Annotated in this window: 8 protein-coding genes; 3 read left to right on the forward strand and 5 right to left on the reverse strand. The window is 74.9% G+C overall.

What is annotated here, in order from left to right; genetic code table 11:
* Positions 1-34 precede the first annotated feature (34 nt).
* The 5 genes from EV374_RS26410 to EV374_RS26430 form a co-directional block, all read right to left on the reverse strand.
* Positions 35-1,279, reverse strand: coding sequence for an acyl-CoA dehydrogenase family protein (locus EV374_RS26410; RefSeq protein ID WP_132239860.1), 1,245 nt, complete (start codon positions 1,277-1,279; stop codon positions 35-37).
* A complete protein-coding gene (locus EV374_RS26415) occupies positions 1,280-2,182 on the reverse strand; it encodes a phytanoyl-CoA dioxygenase family protein (RefSeq protein ID WP_132239861.1) in 903 nt (300 codons plus the stop codon). It lies immediately after the preceding gene.
* A 14-nt stretch (positions 2,183-2,196) separates the two neighbouring features.
* The gene (locus EV374_RS26420; protein WP_207914573.1) at positions 2,197-3,708 is read right to left on the reverse strand and encodes an aldehyde dehydrogenase family protein; all 1,512 of its coding nucleotides are present in this window, start codon (positions 3,706-3,708) and stop codon (positions 2,197-2,199) included.
* A complete protein-coding gene (locus EV374_RS26425) occupies positions 3,695-4,876 on the reverse strand; it encodes an aminotransferase class I/II-fold pyridoxal phosphate-dependent enzyme (protein WP_165947920.1) in 1,182 nt (393 codons plus the stop codon). Before EV374_RS26425 ends, EV374_RS26420 begins: the two co-directional genes overlap by 14 nt.
* A gap of 71 nt (positions 4,877-4,947) precedes the next feature.
* Positions 4,948-6,180: an MFS transporter gene (locus EV374_RS26430; RefSeq protein ID WP_132239863.1), complete on the reverse strand. Its 1,233-nt coding sequence runs from the start codon at positions 6,178-6,180 to the stop codon at positions 4,948-4,950.
* Between the two features lie 283 nt (positions 6,181-6,463).
* Between EV374_RS26430 and EV374_RS26435 the strand changes: the two genes are divergently transcribed.
* Genes EV374_RS26435 through EV374_RS26445 form a run of 3 tightly spaced genes read left to right on the forward strand, consistent with a single transcriptional unit; the run spans position 6,464 to position 18,806 of the window.
* Entirely contained in the window at positions 6,464-9,751 is a 3,288-nt protein-coding gene (locus EV374_RS26435) for a non-ribosomal peptide synthetase (protein ID WP_132239864.1), read from the forward strand.
* A 38-nt stretch (positions 9,752-9,789) separates the two neighbouring features.
* The gene (locus EV374_RS26440) at positions 9,790-16,326 is read left to right on the forward strand and encodes a non-ribosomal peptide synthetase (protein WP_132239865.1); all 6,537 of its coding nucleotides are present in this window, start codon (positions 9,790-9,792) and stop codon (positions 16,324-16,326) included.
* Positions 16,323-18,806, forward strand: a complete 2,484-nt coding sequence (locus EV374_RS26445) for a beta-ketoacyl synthase N-terminal-like domain-containing protein (RefSeq protein ID WP_132239866.1) — start codon at positions 16,323-16,325, stop codon at positions 18,804-18,806. Before EV374_RS26440 ends, EV374_RS26445 begins: the two co-directional genes overlap by 4 nt.
* Positions 18,807-18,809: the final 3 nt, after the last annotated feature.

The following is an 18,809-nucleotide window of genomic DNA, read 5'->3' on the forward strand; positions in this document are numbered from 1 at the left end:
GGCACACGCCACGGCGACCGGGTGTCCGCCGGCCTCAGTCGGCGTGCGGGTCGAGTCCGAGCGCGACCCGCCCGATGTACGGGTAGCCGTCCAGCGATCCGAACGGCTGCATGAAGCCGCCCGCCCGGGCGTCGCGGTACAGCCGGGACAGGGGGTGCCGGCTGCTGAAGGACGCCCCGCCGCAGATCGTCATGGCCCGGTCGACCGTGCTCACCGCCGTACGGTTCGCCAGCAGCTTCGCGGTCTGCCACCCCCGTACGACGTCGCGGACGGCGGCCTCGGACCGCTGCGCCGGGTCGTCGGCGGCGAACAGGGCGTCCACCAGGCGTCCGGAGCGCTCCAGCACCCCCCGGGTGGCCGCCAGGTCGAGTTCCATGGTGGCGATCTCCCGCTGCACGGACGGGTGGTGTGCCGGCGCCGCCCGTCCGGGCTGCCGGGGCACCCTGGTGGCGTGTTCCACGGCGATCTGGAAGGCCGCCTCGGCGATCCCCAGTGAGGCGCCCAGCAGGGGGAAGTTGATCGCGCACGAGCGCGCCAGGTCCTCCGGCGTCGGCGGGCCGAACGGCTCCCCGACGGTGACCCGGTCGGCGGGCACGACGCAGTCCTCCAGCAGGAGCCCGTGGCTGCCGGAGCCCCGCATGCCCAGCGCGTCCCAGTCGCCGAGCACGGTGAGCCCGGGCGTGCCGGCCAGGACGACGGCCTCGGCGTGCCGCCACCCGCCGTCGGGATCGGCGACCCGGACCGCGACGTTGAACGAGTCCGCGACCGCCGAGTTGGTGACGAAGGTCTTGCGCCCGGTGATGACGTACTCGTCGCCCTTGCGGACGGCCTCGGTGAGCGCGCCGTTCCACGTCGCGCCCGGTTCGGTGGAGGCCCCGGCCATGATCAGGTCGGAGCCGCCCAACGCCTCCAGGATCGCGTCGAGCTGTGCCGCCCGGACCTGGTCGCCGTCCGCCTCGGCCCGCTCCCACCGGCGGACCTGCCCCCACACCGAGGCCATGTGCATGTTCGCGCAGATGGCCGTCGACCCGCAGCCCCGGGCCAGTCGGGAGACGGCCACCAGCACGTCGTGCAGGGAACGGACCCCCAGCCCGCCGTGCCGGGTCGGGGCGCACGCGGCGAGCACCCCGCTGTCGCGCAGGTCGGCGAAGTTGTCGGCGACGAACGTGTTGTCCCGGTCGTGCCGGCCGGCCCGTTCGGCGAGGGTGTCGACGTGGCCCTCGGCGAGGGAGACCAGCTCCCGGCCGGCGGCGGTCGTGGCGGTGAGTTCTCCGAACACCTACAGCATCCTCAGGATGGTGAGGAACTCCTCCGCCCGCTCGGCGTGGGGTTGCTGCGGGCCGTCGAAGCGGGCGCCGGTCTCCGTCGGCACCGGCGTCGGCAGCACCCTCGGGAACAGCGGACCCCCGATGGGATCACCGGGCCGCAGGCCGTGTTCCCACAGCAGCGGCAGGACGGCGTGCTGCGGCTGGAAGGTGACGCCGTCGCCCACCCACCGGGAGACGAACGCCCGACGCTGCCGCTCGGGGCCGGTGCCGGTGGCGCCGTGCAACGCGGCCGGGTGGAACAGCACGATGTCGCCGGGCGTGAGCTCCCAACTCAGGATCTCGTGGTCGGACACGTCCGGCACCGCCTCGAGTTCCTCGCGCCGGCCGAGGTGGGTGGCCCCCGGGGTGATCGGCACGTAGCGCCGGCCCCAGCGGTGCGAACCGCGGACCACCTGGAGCGCGGCGGTGTCGGGGGTGCACGGGTCGAGGGGGATCCACATCGCGCACACCTGCTCGCCCGCGATCGGCCAGGAGCTGACGTCCTCGTGGAACGGCGTCGGGGCACCCGATCCGGCCGGCTTGGCGAAGATCTGGTCGTAGAAGGCGGTGATCGCGGTGGAGCCGAACAGCTGCTGGGCGATGCGCGCCGCGGGGGAGAAGAACATGAAGTCGCGGAAGCCGTCGTGGGTCTTCCACATGAAGGCGTCCCCGGCGAACCCGCCGCCACCCAGCAACGCGGTCGCCTGCGCCAGCACGGTCGGGTTGGCGAGCAGGTACTCGACGCCTTCGGCGATCCGGCGGAGCCACTTGTCGTCGATCATGCCGGAGAGCCGGACCACGCCGTCGGTGTGGAAGGCGTCGATCTCGGCCTGGGTCAGGTCGCGCGGTGGCGCCTCGGGAGGGCTGATGTCCATGTGCGGGGTCTCCGTCAGGGAAGGCGTCGCCAGTGGGCGCCGAAGAGGGTCGCCTCGTCCGGCAGGCTGAACGGCAGGGGATGTGAGACGTAGGTGTAGTTGAGGAAGTCGCGCCAGGTCACGTTCTCCGACCGGGAGCAACCGCCCCAGCTGCCGCTGGCGATGACCTGGGTGAACGGCATCCCGTTGTCGAAGCTGCCGCTGTTGCCCACGGCGGTCGACTGGTTGACCATCACCCGTCCGGCGCGGGCCCGCTCGGCCAGCCTGACCACCCGGTCGGGCCGGTCGGTGTGGATGCCGCAGCTGTGGCCCTGCCCGATCCGGCCCAGCAGCGTCTCCACCGCGGCCAGCGCGTCGTCGAAGGCGCTGAACGTCGACACGGTGAACACCGGCGCCAGCTTCTCGCCGAGCATCGGGTCGTCGAGCGCCGGGGCACCGCCGGGCGCCAGGGGCGGCAGCTGGGCCACCAGGGCGGTGGTCTTGGTCGGCTCGGCCAGGTCGATCCCGGCGGCGGCGGCGAGCGCCGCGGCGGGTCGACCGACCGCGTCGCGGTTGAGCCCCCGCCCGTCCGGCCAGAGCAGCGTACGCAGCCGTGCCGTCTCGGCCGGGTCGCACAGGTGGGCGCCCTGCCGGGCCAACTGGTCGAGGAAGGCGGTCGCGATCCCGGCGTCCACCAGCACGTTGCTCTCCGACGAGCAGGAGGTGCCGTTGTTGAAGCTGCCGCCCAGCACGATCAGCTCCGCCGCGGCGGCCACGTCGGCCGAGTCGTCCACGATCACCGCCGGGTTGCCGACGCCCGCGCTGATCGCCGGGGTGCCGCTGCGGTACGCCCGGCGTACCGTGCCGGGCCCGCCGGCGGCGATCACCAGGTCGGCGGCGGCCATCAGGGCCTCGGTGGTCTGCCGGTCGGTGACCGGCAGGCACTGGACGAGGTCCGGCGGGGCGCCGACCGTCTCCAGGGCCCGACGCAGCAGCTCGACGGTGCGGGCCGCGGAGTGCCGGGCCCGGGGGTTGGGGGTGATGACCACCGCGTTGCGGGTCTTCAGCATCGGCAGGGCGTTGCCGACCACCCCGGAGCAGGGCGCGGTGGCGGGGCTGGCCACCGCGATCACCCCGATGGGCTTGGCCAGCTTGCGCAGGCCACGCTCCGGCAGCTCCTCGATGATCCCGCTGGTGACGACGCCGTGCAGGTCACGCAGCGTGCCGAGGACCCGGCGCCGGTAGAGCGTGAACAGGTGCTCCGGGTCGCCGAGGCCGGTCTCCCGGTAGGCGAGGTCGGCCAGCGACCGGGCGGTGTCCTCCTGGTAGGCCGCCCAGCCGAGGGCCGCGACCAGGTCGTCGACGCGCTCCTGCGGCCAGAACTCGACCTCCGCCTGGGCGCGACGGGCGCGGGCCATGGTGGTCTCGACGTCGGGCCGGGCCTCCCCGGTGGACACCGTCGCGTCCCGGCGGCCCGGGGCCGGGGCGTCCGGCGCCGCGGTGAGCGTCACGGCCGCGTCGGCCTCGCGGAGGTCACCGCTGGACACTGGCGTGCTCCCGGGCCGAGGGCCGCGCCGACCGCAGCCGGCCGATGGTCTCCTCCAGCATGTCGTCGGTGACGGTGAGGGAGAGCCGCAGGTAGCCCGGCGCGCCCATCACCGAGGCCGGCAGCACCAGCAGGCCGCGCTCTTCGAGCACGGCCGCGTGTGCCCAGTCGTCCGCGTCCGGCACCCGGGCCAGCAGGTAGAACGTTCCCTCGCTCGGCTGGACCTCGTATCCGGCCTCGCGCAGGGCGTCGACCAGCAGGTCGCGGCGCTGCTCGATCGGCTTGACCTGTAGCGCGTGCTGTTCCAGCTCGGGCAGGGCGAACAGCAGCGAGTTGTTGGGGAACGCCCAGCCGGTGGTGAGGCGGGCCACGGTCAGGGCCCGGCGGAGCACCGCCGGGTCGGGCATGGTCGGCGGGATCGCGACGTAGCCGACGCGCTCGCCGGGCAGCAGGAGCGTCTTGGTGTACGTGTGCACCAGGAACGTGAACGGGTAGTGCGTCGCCGGGCTGGGACACGACCGGCCGTCGAACACGATGCGCCGGTACGCCTCGTCGGACAGCAGGTACACGGGCCGACCGTTGCGGGCGGAGGCTTCCCGCAGCACCTCGGCGAGGGCGGCGAACTCCTCGTCGGTGTAGACCGCGCCGGTCGGGTTGTTCGGGCTGTTGACGATGACGGCGCTGGTCCGGGGCGTGATCGCCGCCGCGACGAGTTCCGCGTCGAGTCGCCAGGAACCGGGGGTCAACGCCACCGGCCGGGGGACCGCGCCGACCGAGGCGATGATCGGCTCGTAGTAGAACCAGGCGGGGTCGAGGTAGATCACCTCGTCGCCCGGGTCGCAGACGCTGCGCAGGCAGATGGTCAGCCCCGCGAACGCCCCGTTGGTCAGGGCGACGTCGTCGGCGGTGAACGGCAGGGCGAGTTCCCGGCTGAGGGTGGCCGCCACCGACTCCTGGGCCGGCGGGTGGTCGCGGGTGTACGCGAACCAGTCGGTGTGCTGCGGGCTCAGGTGCCGCTGCAGGACCTCGACCAGGGCCGGCGCGGGAAACTCGTGCGGATCGCCGAAGGCGAGGTCGATCACGCCCGGGCCGCCGCGCAGCCGCGAGTAGGAGGACTGCTCGAGGTAGGCCCCCAAGCGCCGCCCGTACGCGTCGGTCGCGTCGGTCATCTGCCGACTTATCCGGTGCTCCATCCTGCTCCGATCTCCACCCTGATCCGTGGCCGGCGAGTTCGCCGGATTCACACCGTGGCGGGTTGTGCGGCGGGGACTCTTGCGGGCAGCTGACGCACCGACCGCGCGGAGAAGGTCGCGACGGTCACCAGACCGAGCACCCCGCCCGCGATGAGCAGCGTCTGGGCGACGCCGATCCGCTCGGCGACCGGGCCGACGACGGCCAGGCAGAGCGGGCCGAGCACGAACGAGCCCATGGCGTCGTACGAGCTGATCCGCGACAGCGCCTCGTTGGGCACGTGGTTCTGCAGGGCGGTGTCCCACAGGACCTCGAAGATGTCGACGCAGACGCCGTTGACGAGCATCGAGGCCGCGATCAGCCAGACCGGCGCACCGGCGGCGATCAGCGCGAACGGCGGCAGGAAGCCGAAGGTCGCCAGCACCGCCACCCGCATCGGCCGGCGGGGGCGGATCCGCATCGCCACCAGGCTGCCGCCGACCAGGCCCACGGCCTGCGCGGTCATGATCGCCGACCAGGCGGCGACGCCGCCGAGCTGGTCCTTGGCGGTCAGCGGGCCGAGTACGTAGATCGCCGAGAAGCAGCCGTTGACGAACGCGAACTGCACGACCACCAGCCAGACCCACGACCGGGAGCTGAACTCCCGCCAGCCCTCGCGCAGGTCGGCGAGGATGGTGCTGGCGGCGGCCCGGGCGGGGTGCGACACCCGGACCCCGGCCAGCAGCAGCGCCGAGCCGAGGAAGGTGGCGGCGGGGACCGCCAGCGCCCAGCCGGCGCCGAGGGCGGCCACGAGCACGCCGGCCAGGGCGGCGCCGCCGATGGTGGTGCTGTTGCGTGACAGCCGCAGCAACGCGTTGGCGGACTGGAGCTGCTCCTGGGCCACCACCTGCGGCACGACGCCGCGGGAGGCCGGCAGGAAGAGCGCGGCGGCGGCCCCGTTGACGGCGGACAGCGCGATCACGACCGGCAGCGTGGGCCGGCCGCTGACGAACACCACGGTCAGGATCGCCTGCGCGGCGAAGGCCAGCAGGTCGGAGCCCACCATCAGGCGGAAGCGGTTCATCCGGTCGGCGAGGACTCCGCCGAACAGCAGCAGCGCGACCTGCGCCAGCGACCGGGCGGCGAGCACGAGGCCGAGGTCGGTGGCGGAGCCGCCCGGCGCGTCGAGGACGGCGAAGGCGAGCGCCACCGGGATCACGGCGCTGCCCAGCAGCGACAGCGTGCGGGCCAGGAACAGCATCCGGTACGACCGGTCGGCCAGGATCCGGAGGTCCTCGCGCACCTGGCATCACCTCCGGTCTGCCGGTCGGACGGGCTGCGTGCTGGCGCGCCGGCGGCGTCACAAGCGTGCCCATCATGTGGCAGGGAAACGGGTTGCCCAACCCCTAGGAGTCGGAACAGATGTCGTGAATTGTGAGGCCAAACCCCTATAACCGGTCCTCCTGCTGACTAAGCGCTCAGCCGGCCTGGTAGAGATCGAGGATCGGCACCCGCATCGGTGCGACGCTCGCGTCCGGTGGAGGCCCCGGACCGCGGCCGGATCACCGACGGACAACGGAGGACCAGTGGGACGGCAGGAGCATCCGGTCGCGAGTGACGTCACGCAACGCGTGGCGCGGCTGTCCAGTTCGGCGCGGGCGCTGCTCGACGAGCGGCTGCGCGCCAGCCGCTCCGATCCGGCACCCGTCAGCGCCGCCATCCCCCGCCTGGACGCCGCCGAGGCCCCCCTGTCCTTCGCGCAGGAACGGCTCTGGTTCATCGAACGGCTCGAGGACGACGCCGTCCACCACAACGACGCCACGCTGCTGATCCTGACCGGCTCGCTCGACCGGGACGCGCTGCGCCGCAGCATCGAGGAGGTCGTCCGCCGCCACGAGATCCTGCGTACCGCCTTCCGTCAGCTCGGCGAGCGGGTCGTGCAGGCCGTCACGCCGCCCGCCCCGCTGAGCATCGACGTGGTCGACCTCCCCGGCGCCACCGCGCGCCCCGACGACGCCGTGCTGCGGGCCGCCGTCGAGCGGGAGATGCGGGTCCCGCTCGACCTGGCCGCCGGCCAGAGCATGCGGACGGTGCTCTACCGGATCGCCCCCGACGTGCACGTGCTCGGGGTCACCGTGCACCACCTCGTCTGCGACCTGTGGTCGTTCACCATCTTCTGCCGCGAGCTGGCCGCCACGTACGCCGCGTTCGCCGCCGGCGCGACGCCGGACCTGCCCGAGCTGCCGATCCAGTACGCCGACTACGCCGCCTGGCAGCGCACCGCCGTCGGCGAGGAACGGATGGCCGCGCACCTGCGCGAGCGGGTCGACGAGCTCGCCGGCGTGCCGCCGCTGCTCGCCCTGCCCACCCGGGGCCCACGCCCGGCGGTGCAGCAGTTCGTCGGCGCCTCCGAGTGGTTCCGGCTCGGCGCCGCCGACGCGGACCGGATCCGCGCCCTCGGACAGCGTCAGGGGGCCACCACCTACATGACCCTGCTCGCCGCCTTCACCGTGCTGCTCGCCCGGCACAGCGGGCAGCGGGACATGGTCGTCGCCAGCCCCATCGCGACGCGGGAACAGCACGAGCTGGAGCACCTCATCGGCTGCTTCCTGAACATGATCGTGGTACGCGCCGACCTGTCCGGCGAACCGACCTTCGCCGAGCTGCTGGGCCGGGTCAAGGCGGCCTCGCTGGACGCGTTCCGGCACCGCGACGTGCCGTTCGAGCGGCTCGTCGCCGCGTTGCAGCCGGAGCGCAGCCGCAGCCACCAGCCGCTCGCGCAGGTCGCCTTCGTGCTCCAGAACGTGCCCACCAGCCGGCTAGACCTGCCCGAGCTGCGGGTCGACGTGCACCAGATGGAGACCGGCCGGTCCCGGATGGACCTGACGGTGAAGATCACCGAGACGGCCGACGGGCTCATCGGCGAGTTCGAGTACGACACCAGCCTGTTCACGGCCGAGGCGATGCGCGCCCTGGCCCGGCAGTTCGAGCTGCTGCTGGTGGCGGCGGCGCGGGAGCCCGACACGTGCGTGTGGCGGCTGCCGATGCTCGACGACGCGCAGCGGCACCGGATCCTGCACGAGTGGAACGACACCGCCGCCGACCTCGGCCCCGAGGCGCTCGTCCACCGCCTCGTCGAGGCGCAGGCGCGGCATACGCCGGACGCGGTGGCGGTCGTCGAGGGCAACGTCCGCACGACGTACCGCGAACTCGACGAACGGGCCAACCGCCTGGCGCACCACCTGCGCGACCTCGGCGTCGGCGTGGAGGACCCGGTGGCGGTGTGCCTGCCCCGCAGCGCCGCCGAGGTGGTGGCGATCCTGGCGGTGCTGAAAGCCGGCGGCTACCACCTGCCGGTCAACCCGCGCGACCCGCAGGCCCGCCGGGACGCGCTGCTCGGGCAGGTCCGCCCGGCGGTCGCGATCTCCGCCGGGGACCTGTGCGACGAGGTGTGGAGCCCCGGCCGGCGGATCATCGACCTGGACGGCGAGTCGTCGCTGACCGCCACGTGTCCCGCCACCGACCCCGCCGTGCCGCTGCACCCGGACAACCTGGCCTACACCCTGTTCACCTCCGGCTCCACGGGGCAGCCCAAGGGCGTGCAGGTCACCCACCGCGGGTTCACCAACCGGATGCTGTGGGCACAGCGCAACTTCCCGCTCGGCCCGCACGACCGGGTGCTGCGCAAGGCGGCCTGCACCTTCGACGTCTCCCTGGACGAGCTGTTCCGGGCCCTGTTCAACGGCGCGGCCAGCGTGCTGATGCCCGAGACGGCGACCTTCGACCCGCGCCGGCTGGCGGCGGTGATCGCCCAGCACGGGGTGACCGACGCCGACTTCGCGCCGACCGCCCTGCGCGAGGTGCTGCTCACCGCCGACGCCGCGGACCTCAAGTCGCTGCGGCGGATCGTCTCGGGCGTGGAGGAACTCACCCCCGAGACGCAACGGCTGGTCTTCGACCGGCTCGACGTCACCATGTTCAACCTGTACGGCCCGACCGAGGTCTCGGTCTCCTGCACCGCCTGGCCGTGCGACCCCGACGACGAGCGGCCCTTCGTCCCGATCGGCCGGCCGATGGCCAACGTCCGGGTGTACGTGCTGGACGACGCGATGCAGCCCGTACCGCCGGGCGTGGCCGGGGAGGTGTACGTCGGCGGCGCCGGGCTGGCCCGGGGCTACCTCGGCAACCCGGCCCTGACCGCCGAGCGGTTCCTGCCCGACCCGTTCGCCGTCACGCCCGGCGCCCGCGTCTACCGCACCGGCGACCTGGCCCGGTTCGGACCGGACGGCGTCCTGGAGTTCCTCGGCCGGGGCGACGGGCAGCTGAACCTGCGCGGCTACCGCATCGAGCCGGGCGAGGTGGAGTCCGCGCTGCGCCGCCACCCGGCGGTGCGCGAGGCCGCCGTCGTCGTACGCCGGGACCCGCCCGGCGGGGACGCCCGACTGGTCGGCTACGTCGTCGGCGACGACCTGCCGGGCACCGCGGACCTGCGCGCCCACCTGCGCCGGCGGCTGCCGGACTACCTGGTGCCGGCCGCCTTCGTCAGCCTGCCCCGGCTGCCGCTGACCAACCACGGGAAGCTCGACGTCGCGGCGCTGCCACCGCCGGGGCAGGACGAGCCCGGCGCCGCCGGGGCCGCCGGGCCGCGTGACGAGCGCGAGCGGGTGCTCCTGGACATCTGGTGCGACGTGCTCGGACGCGAGGGCATCGGTATCCACGACGACTTCTTCGACCTCGGCGGGGACTCCCTCACGGCCACCCGGATCGTGGCCCTGGCCGGCGCGAAGCTGGGGGCGGACGTCGAGGTGGCGGTCATCTTCGACGCGCCGACGGTCGCGGAGCTGGCCGCCCGGCTCGCGCCCGGGCAGCCGTGACCCCCGGTCCGACCCCTGTGCATCGAGTGGAGAGCCAGATGACCGAGCACACCGGCGCCCTGATCCACGAGGCGACCGACGTCGTCAACCTGGGCGCCGCCCTGGCGCACCAGGCGCGGGTCCAGCCCGACAGCCCCGCCCTGCACCTGGTGGCCGAGGACGGCTCCGCCGACACGGTGGACTACGCGACGCTCGACGCCCGGGCCCGCCGGGTCGGCGCGGCCCTGGCCGGGCACTGCCGTCCCGGCGACCGGGTGCTGATGCTCGTCGGGGCGGGCGTCGACTTTCTCGCCGGCTTCTTCGGCTGCCTCTACGCCGGCACCGTGCCGGTGCCGCTGGCCGCCCGGCTCAACCGGGCCAGCGCCCCGGTCGTCGGGCGGATCCTCGACGACGCGCAGGCCACCGCGGTGCTGGCCGCCCGCGCGGTCACGAGCGCCGTGGACCTGACCACGCTCATGCCCGGTCGCCGGCTGCCGGTCCTGGAACTGGAGTCCCTCGACGCCGCGCCCGCCGGCTGGCAGCCGGCGGTGGCCGAGGGCGGACTGGCGTTCCTCCAGTACACCTCGGGCACCACCAGCACCCCCAAGGGCGTGATGGTCAGCCACGCGAACCTGCTGGAGAACCTGCGGGCCATCCGCCGCTCCTTCGCCTTCGACGACGCCACGGTGATGGCCTCCTGGCTGCCCCCGCACCACGACATGGGGCTGATCGGCACCCTGCTCACCCCGGTCTACCTCGGGGTGCCGACGGTGCTGATGGACCCGGCGACGTTCATCCGCACCCCGGTGCGGTGGCTCCAGGCGATCAGCCGGTACCGGGCCACCATCAGCGGCGGGCCCAACTTCGCCTACGACCTGTGCGTGCGCAAGGTCGCCGAGGCCGACCGTGCCGCCCTGGACCTCAGCTCCTGGCGGGTGGCGTTCAACGGCGCCGAGCCCGTACGCGTGGCGACCCTGCGCGCGTTCGCCGAGGCGTTCGCCCCGCACGGTTTCGACGAGCGGGCCTTCCTGCCCTGCTACGGACTGGCCGAGGCGACGCTGCTGGTCGCCGGGCGGGCGCGGGCGCAGCGGCCCGTTGTGACCACGGTGGCCGACCCGGATCCCGCCGGACCCGCCCACCGCCCCGGCACGGAGGTGGTCGGCTGCGAGATCCTGCCCGAGGCGGAGGTCCGGATTGTCGATCCGGCCGGCCACGCCGTGCCCGACGGCACCGCCGGCGAGATCTGGGTCCGGGGCGGCAGCGTCGTCGACGGGTACTGGAACCGGCCGGAGGAGTCCGCGCGGACCCTGCACGCCACCCTCGATGGCGACGGCCCCTACCTGCGCACCGGCGACCTCGGCTTCCGCCAGGACGGTCACCTGTACGTCCGCGGCCGGATCAAGGAGACGGTGGTCATCCGCGGCCAGAACCACTACCCGGACGACATCGAGCAGACCGTCCGCGCCGCCTGCCCCCGCCTCGGCGGGCGGATCGCCGCGTTCGGTGTGGACGTCGCCGACGACGGTCACGGCGTCGGCGAGGCCGTGGTCCTGTGGTACGAGACCCGCTCCGACCGGGCCTCGGACGAGGCGCCGGCCATCGCCGAGGCGGCCCGCCGGGCCGTGGTGACCGTCCACGGCCTCGACCTGCACCGGGTGCTGGCCGTACCGCCCGGCACCATCCCCGTCACCACCAGCGGCAAGACCCGGCGCGGCGACTGCGCGCGGGCGTACGCGGCGGGCAGCGCCACGATCGTCGCGGACGACCCCCTGCGCCCGGCGGCGCGCCCCGCCCCGGCCGCCGCGCCGGCGCAGGCGCAGCGACTGCGCGTCCTGGCCGGCGGGCTGCTCGACGTCGACCCGGAGCGGATCGACCCGGACCGCTCCCTGCCGGAGCTCGGGTTCGACTCGCTGCGGGCCGTGGAGCTGCAACACCTGATCGAGGGGGAGTGGGGCGTCCGCCCGGCCCTGACCGACCTGCTGGGCGACAGCACGGTGGCCGAACTGGCCGCCGCGCTGCCGTCCGTGCCCGCGCCGGCCGAGCCGCCGGCCACCCCGGCCGCCGCCGACGGGCCCTACCCGCTGTCGTACGGCCAGCGGGCGATCTGGTTCCAGGGCGCCCTGGCCGAGGACCCGGCCAACCTCAACCTGTGCCGCGCGGTCACCGTCGACGGCGAGCTGGACGCCGCGGCGCTGGCCCGCGCCGTGCGCGACCTCGGCGTGCGGCACCCGGCCCTGCTCACCCGCTACGACGACGCCGGCGCCGAGGTGACCCAGCGGGTGGCCGAGGACGCCGAGGTCACGCTGGAGGTGCGCGACGCGGCGGGCTGGCCGGCGGGCCGGCTCGACGAGGAGATCGAGGCGGAACTCGGGGTCGGCTTCGCCGGCCCGCCCCTGCTGCGCGCCGTGCTGTTCCGGCACGCGCCGGACCGCCACACGCTGCTGCTCTGCACCCACCACAGCGTCATGGACGTGTGGTCGCTGGCGGTGCTGGTCGAGGACCTGGCGACCGGCTACGGCCGGCACGCCGCCGGGGACGACGCGGCGCCGCCCGCACCCGCCGCCCACCCGGCCGAGTTCGTGGCCTGGCAGCGGTCCTTCCTGGACGGCCCCGCCGGCCGGGAGCTGACCGCGACGTGCCAGGCCCAGGTCGCCGACCTCGTGCCGTTGGACCTGCCGACCGACCGGCCCCGCCCGTCGGTGCGCACCTTCCGGGGCGCCGCCCACGCGTTCCGGCTCGACGCCGACCTGTGCGCCGGGATCGACGCGCTCGCCGCCTCGCAGGGGGTCAGCCGCACCGCCGTGCTGTTCGCCGGCTATGCGGCGGTGCTGTCGCGCTACGCCGGCCAGGCGACGTTCCCGCTCGGCTTCGTGCACGCCGGCCGGGTCCGCGGCCGCTTCGCCGACCTGGTCGCCTACCTGGTCAACCCGCTGCCGGTGCCGGTGGACCTGTCCGCCGACCCGGAGTTCGGCGCCCTGGCCCGGGCGGCCCACGACGCGGTGCTGGCCGCCTCCGACCGCGCCGAGGTGCCGTTCGGGCGGATCGTCGAGGGGCTCGGGCAGGCCGCCGACGCCAGCCGCGGCGCGCTGCTCAGCGCGGCCTTCGCCTACCAGCACGGGCGCGGCACCGACCGGCTCGGCCTCACGCCGATGGTGCTCAACCACGAGGGGGCGCTGGGGGACTGGGCCGGGCTGCGGGTGCGCAGCCGGCCGGTGCGGCAGCGGGCCACCTACTACGACCTCTCCCTCTACCTGGGCGAGCACGACGGCGAACTGCTGGGCACCTTCGACTACAGCACCGACCTGTTCGACGCCGACACCATGGGCGTGCTGGCCGAGGCGCTGACCGCGCTGCTGTCGGCGGCCGTCGCGGCGCCGGCGACCCCGGTCGGCGCCCTGCCCCTGCTCGGCGCCGAGCGGCACCGGCAGGTGCTGGTGGAGTGGAACGACACCACGGCCGACTACGACACCGACCGGTGCGCGCCGGAGATCGTGGCCGAGCAGGCCCGCCGGACCCCGGACGCGCCAGCCACCCTCGACGGCACCACCCGGCTCACCTACTCCGAGCTCAACGCGGCGGCGAACCGGCTGGCCCACCGGCTGATCGGCCTGGGTGCCGGCCGGGGCACCCGGGTCGGCCTGCTGGTGCCCCGCTCCACGGTCAGCCTCACCGCCGTGCTGGCGATCCTCAAGACCGGCGCCGCCTACGTGCCGCTCGACCCGTCGTACCCGGTGGAGCGGCTGCGGTTCATGCTCGCCGACTCCGGGGCCCGGCTGCTCGTCGCCGCCCCCGGCGCGGCCGTCGGCCTCCCGGACGTCGAGGTGGTCGACCCGGCCGAGGAGTCCCTCGCGGCCGAGGACGACCGCGATCCGCAGCCGACGGCCCACCCCGACGACGTGGCCTACGTCGTCTACACCTCCGGCTCCACCGGCACCCCGCAGGGCGTACTCGGCCTGCACCGGGGCATCGTCAACCGGCAACGGTGGATCATGGACCGCTTCCCGGTGGGGCCGGACGAGGTGGGCAGCCACAAGACCTCGCTGAGCTTCTTCGACTCCGGCGGCGAGATGTTCCTGCCGCTCTTCGCCGGCGCCCCGGTCGTCGTGGTGCCCGAGGACGTCGGACGCGACCCGGTACGCCTGGTCGACCTGCTCGCCCGGCACCGGGTCACCCGCCTGGTGGCCGTACCGTCGTTGCTGCGGGCCATCCTCGACGGCGTCGCCGACGTCGGCGGACGCCTGTCGGCGCTGCGCTACTGCCACTCCAGCGGGGAGGCGCTCACCGCCGACCTGGCCGCGCGGTGGCTGGCGGCCCTGCCCGGCTGCGTCCTGGTCGACCTCTACGGCTCGTCGGAGATCTCCGCCGACGTGACCCTGGACGTGGTCACCGGACCGGAGCGGGTCGGCAGCGTCGGGCGGCCCATCGGCAACACCCGGATCTACGTCCTGGACGAGGCCATGCGGCCGGTGCCGCCCCGCTTCGCCGGCGAGGTGTACGTCGGCGGGGCCGGCCTGGCCCGTGGCTACCTCGACCAGCCGGCGTTGACGGCGACGCGGTTCGTCCCCGACCCGTACGGTGACGGCGGGCGGCTGTTCCGCACCGGCGACCGGGGCCGGTTCAGCCACGACGGGCGGCTGGAGTTCCTGGGCCGGGCCGATCACCAGGTGAAGGTCCGCGGGTTCCGCATCGAGCTGGGCGAGATCGAGGCGACGCTGCGGGCCCACCCCGGGGTCGCCGCCGCCGTGGCCGCGCTCGCCCAGGCGCCGGGCGGCGGCGAGCAGCGGATCGTCGCGGCGGTCGTGCCCCGGCAGCGCAGCGGGTCGTCGGCGCCGGCCGGAGCCGATCCGGGCGGGGCGCCGGCCACCACCCGGGTGTCGGACTGGCGGCTGCTCTACGACCGGATGTACACCGAGGCCGGTCCCGCCGAGGAGGCCCAGCAGGCGATCTGGACCAGCAGCTACACGGGCGCGCCGTTCACCGACGTCGAGATGGGCGAGTGGATCGACCAGGCGGTCCGGCGGATCCGGGAGCTGCGCCCCCGCCGGCTGCTGGAACTCGGCTGCGGCACGGGCAACCTGACCCTGGCGCTGGCGCCGGACTGCGAGGCGTACGTCGGCACCGACTTCTCCGCCGCCGGCCTGAAGGTGCTCGAACAGCGGCTCGACGCCGAAGGGGTGGACCGGGACTCGGTCACGCTGCTGCTGCGGGAGGCCGACGACATCACCGGCATCGAGGCCGGCAGCTTCGACACCGTGGTGCTGCACTCGGTGACCCAGTACTTCCCGCACCACGACTACCTGCGCGGAGTGCTGCGCGCGGCGGTCACCGCGGCCTCGCCCGGCGGGCGGATCTACCTCGGCGACGTACGCGACCTCGACCTGCTGGAGGTGTTCCACGCCTCGGTGGAGCTGGGCGCCGACCCGGAAGCCGGGCTGACCGTCGCCGAGTTGCGCCGCCGCGTCGCCGCCCGGGTGCTCGCCGACGACGAGCTGGTGCTGGCCCCGGACCTGTTCCTCAGCGCGCCGGACTGGCTGCCCGGGGTGACCGGGGTGGAGCTGCACCTCAAGCGCGGCCGGCAGGCCAACGAGCTGAGCGCGTTCCGCTACGACGTCGTCCTGCACGTGGGCGCCGCCCCCGACGGCGACGCCGCCGAGCCGGTCGAGCCGGTGCGGCTGGACTGGACGCGCGACGGGCTGGACGTCGCCCGGCTGCGGAGCCTGCTGCGTGGCAACCGCAACCGCCCGGTGGAGGTGCGCGACGTGCCCAACGCGCGGCTGGTCACGGTCGCCGGCCCCGTACGCCGGCTGGCCGGTCTCGCCGACGCCGACCCGGTGACCCGCCCGACCGGCGAGCTGCCGCCCGGGGTCGACCCGGAGGACTGCTGGAGCATCGGCGAGGCGCTGGGCCGACGGACCGCCGTGGTGCCGTCGACCGCGCGCGACCCGTACGCGATGGACCTGCGGTTCTGGCCCGCGTCCCGCCCGGACGACACGGTCGGCTGGACCCCGCCGCGGGCCCGGCGCGCCGACTGGCCGGAGCTGGCCAACGACCCGCTGGGCGCCACCGCGCGGCGGGACCTGCTGCACGACCTGCGCAGCCACCTGCGGCAGCGGCTGCCGGAGTTCATGGTGCCGCTGCTGCACCTGGTCGACGAGCTGCCCACCACGGCGACCGGCAAGGTGAGCCGGCGCGCCGTCGCGGCCGAGGCCACCGAGGCGCTGGCCCGGCTGGGCGCGGGCGCCACGGCCCGGCCGCTCGCCCCGGCGGCCGGCGGGCTCCAGGCCCAGGTCACCGAGATCTGGCTGGACGTCCTCGGCGTCGGCGCCGTCGGGCTCGACGACAACTTCTTCGACGTCGGCGGCAATTCGCTGAGCCTGGTCCAGGTGCACATCCGCCTCCAGGAACTCCTCGGCCGGCAGTTCCCGCTCGTCGACCTGTACGAGCACACCACCGTGCGCAAGCTCGCCGAGCACCTCGGCGAGCCCGCGCGCCCGGCGACGGACCCGCCCGTCGACCCGGGGCCCGACCGCAACGAGCAGGTGGCGAACCGCCGCCGGTTGATGCGCCAGCGTATTCAGGAAGTGGGAAGTCGATGAGCAGCGAGATGGACATCGCCGTCGTGGGGATGAGCGGACGGTTTCCGGGCGCGGCGAACGTCGCCGAGTTCTGGGAGCTGCTCCGCAACGGCGTCGACGCCGGCCGCGAGCTGACCGCCGCTGAGCTGGACGCCGTCCCGGCCGAGGAACGCGCCGACCCGGCGTACGTGCCGGTGTGGTCGGGCATCGAGGGCGCCGACCGGTTCGACGCCCAGTTCTTCGGCTACTCGCCGACGGACGCGACGCTGATCGACCCGCAGCACCGGATCCTGCTGGAGTGCTCGTGGGAGGCGCTGGAGGACGCGGGCTACGACAGCCGTCGCTTCCCCGGCGACATCGCCGTGTACGCCGGCTGCGGCCTGAACCAGTACCTGCTCTACCACCTGCTGCCCCAGCAGGAGCTGGTCGACTCCGCCGGCCGGCTGGGCATGGCCGTCGCCAGCGACAAGGACAACCTGGCCACCCGCATCTCGTACAAGCTCGACCTGACCGGGCCCAGCATGACGGTGCAGACCAACTGCTCCTCGGCCCTGGTCGGGCTGCACCACGCGATCAGCAGCCTGCTCGACTACCAGTGCGACATGGCGATCGTGGGCGCGGTCAGCGTCAAGAACCCGGTGCCCCGCGGCTACCGGCACGAGGCCGACGGCATCAACTCGCCCGACGGCCGCTGCCGGGCCTTCGACGCCGAGGCCGCCGGCTACCACCTGGGCGACGGCGCCGGCGTGGTGGTGCTGCGCCGCCGGGAGGACGCCGAGGCCGCCGGCGACCGGATCTACGCCCTGGTCAAGGGCTCGGCGGTGAACAACGACGGCGCCGGCAAGGTCAGCTTCGTGGCGCCCGGCCGGTCGGGGCAGGTGCGGGTGATCCGCCGGGCGCTGCGGGTCGCCGACGTCGAGGCGGACTCCATCCAGTACGTCGAGGCCAACGGCAGCGGCACCCTGATGGGCGACTCGATTGAGGTGTCCGCCCTGGAGGAGGCGTACGGAGCGGCCGGCGCGTCGGGCGCCGGGTGGTCGATCGGCTCGGTCAAGCCGAACGTCGGCAACCTCGACACGGCCTCCGGCGTGACCTCGCTGATCAAGGCGGTCCTCGCCGTCCACCACGGCGAGCTGCCGCCGTCGATCCACTTCCGCAAGCCCAACCCGCAGACCTCCCTCGACCGGGGGCCGTTCCGCGTCAACGACATGCTGCGGGACTGGCCCGAGGTCACCGGGCCGCGCCGCGCGGCGGTCAGCTCGTTCGGCGTCGGCGGCACCAACGCGCACGTCATCCTCGAACAGGCGCCGCCGCCCGCGCCGCCGGGGCCGAACCCGCCGGCCGTGCTGCTCGCCGTCTCCGCCGCCGGCGGCGAGGCGCTGGCCACCGCCGCCAACCGGCTCGCCGAGCACCTCGGGCGTCACCCGGAGCAGGCCCTCGCCGACGTCGCCTACACCAGCCAGGTCGGCCGTCGGGCGTTGCGCCACCGGGCCTTCGTGGTGGCGACCGACGCCGGGGAGGCGGCCCGCGCGCTGTCCGCCGTCGGCGCGGGCGAGGCGTCGCCGGAGACCGCCACGGTGGCGTACGCGTTCCCCGCCACCTGCCCCGACCTGGCCGCGCTGTGCGACGCCCTGCCCCGGCTGCGGGCGGAGGTCGGCCGGGTGGCCGGCGAGCTGGGCGTCGACCCGGCCGCCGGCGGGCCGGGCTCCGACGCGGCCACCGTCACCGGGCAGCTCGCGCTCGCTCGGCTGCTGGGCGCCTGCGGCGTGTCCCCGGTCGCCGCCCACGGCGAGGGTCCGGGCGCCGTGACGGCCGCCGTCGTCGACGGCCGCTGGACGGTGGCGGAGGCCGGGCGCGCCCTGCGCGCCGGCAGCCATCCGCCCGTGCCGGCCGGGACGCCGGCCGAGGCCGACCTGACGCTGGCCGTCGGCCCGGCCGAGGCGTCGACGCTGGCCCTGACCGACGACGCCGGGAGCCTCCGTGGGTTGCTCGGCACGCTCGGCGAGCTGTGGCGCCGGGGCGTCGAGGTGGACTGGGCCGCCCTGCACGAGGGCGCGTCGCGGCGTCGCGTCGGCCTGCCGACGTACCCGTTCCAGCGGACGCGGCACTGGGTCGACCCGGTGGCCGTGGCGCCCGTGACCGGCCCGACGCCGGCGGCCCCGGCCGCCGACGCCCAGCCCGCCGCCGACGCCCAGCCCGCCGCCGACGCCCAGCCGGCCGCCGGCTCGGTCCTGGAGGAGGCGGTGGCCGCCGTGTGGCGCCGCCGCCTCGGGGTGGACCGGATCGGGTTGCACGACTCGCTGCTGATGCTCGGCGCGGACTCGCTCAGCGCCGCCCGGACGCTGCGGGACCTCGCCCAGGCCTTCCACGTCGACCTGCAACTCGGCGTGTTCCTGCAGACCCCCACCGTCGCCGCGCTCGCCGAGGTGATCGACGGCAAGCTGCGCGAGGCGCAGGAGATCCGGGCCGCGCTGGCCGCGGTCACCGAAGAGGGAGCGTGAGGC

This window comes from Micromonospora sp. CNZ303 (genome assembly GCF_004345505.1).

What these genes read in the sequence shown, in the direction of transcription:
- EV374_RS26415 (WP_132239861.1), bottom strand. Translation starts at nt 2,182, where the DNA reads ATGGACATCAGCCCTCCCGAGGCGCCACCGCGCGACCTGACCCAGGCC.
- EV374_RS26425 (WP_165947920.1), bottom strand. Translation starts at nt 4,876, where the DNA reads ATGACCGACGCGACCGACGCGTACGGGCGGCGCTTGGGGGCCTACCTC.
- EV374_RS26445 (WP_132239866.1), top strand. Translation starts at nt 16,323, where the DNA reads ATGAGCAGCGAGATGGACATCGCCGTCGTGGGGATGAGCGGACGGTTT.
- EV374_RS26440 (WP_132239865.1), top strand. Translation starts at nt 9,790, where the DNA reads ATGACCGAGCACACCGGCGCCCTGATCCACGAGGCGACCGACGTCGTC.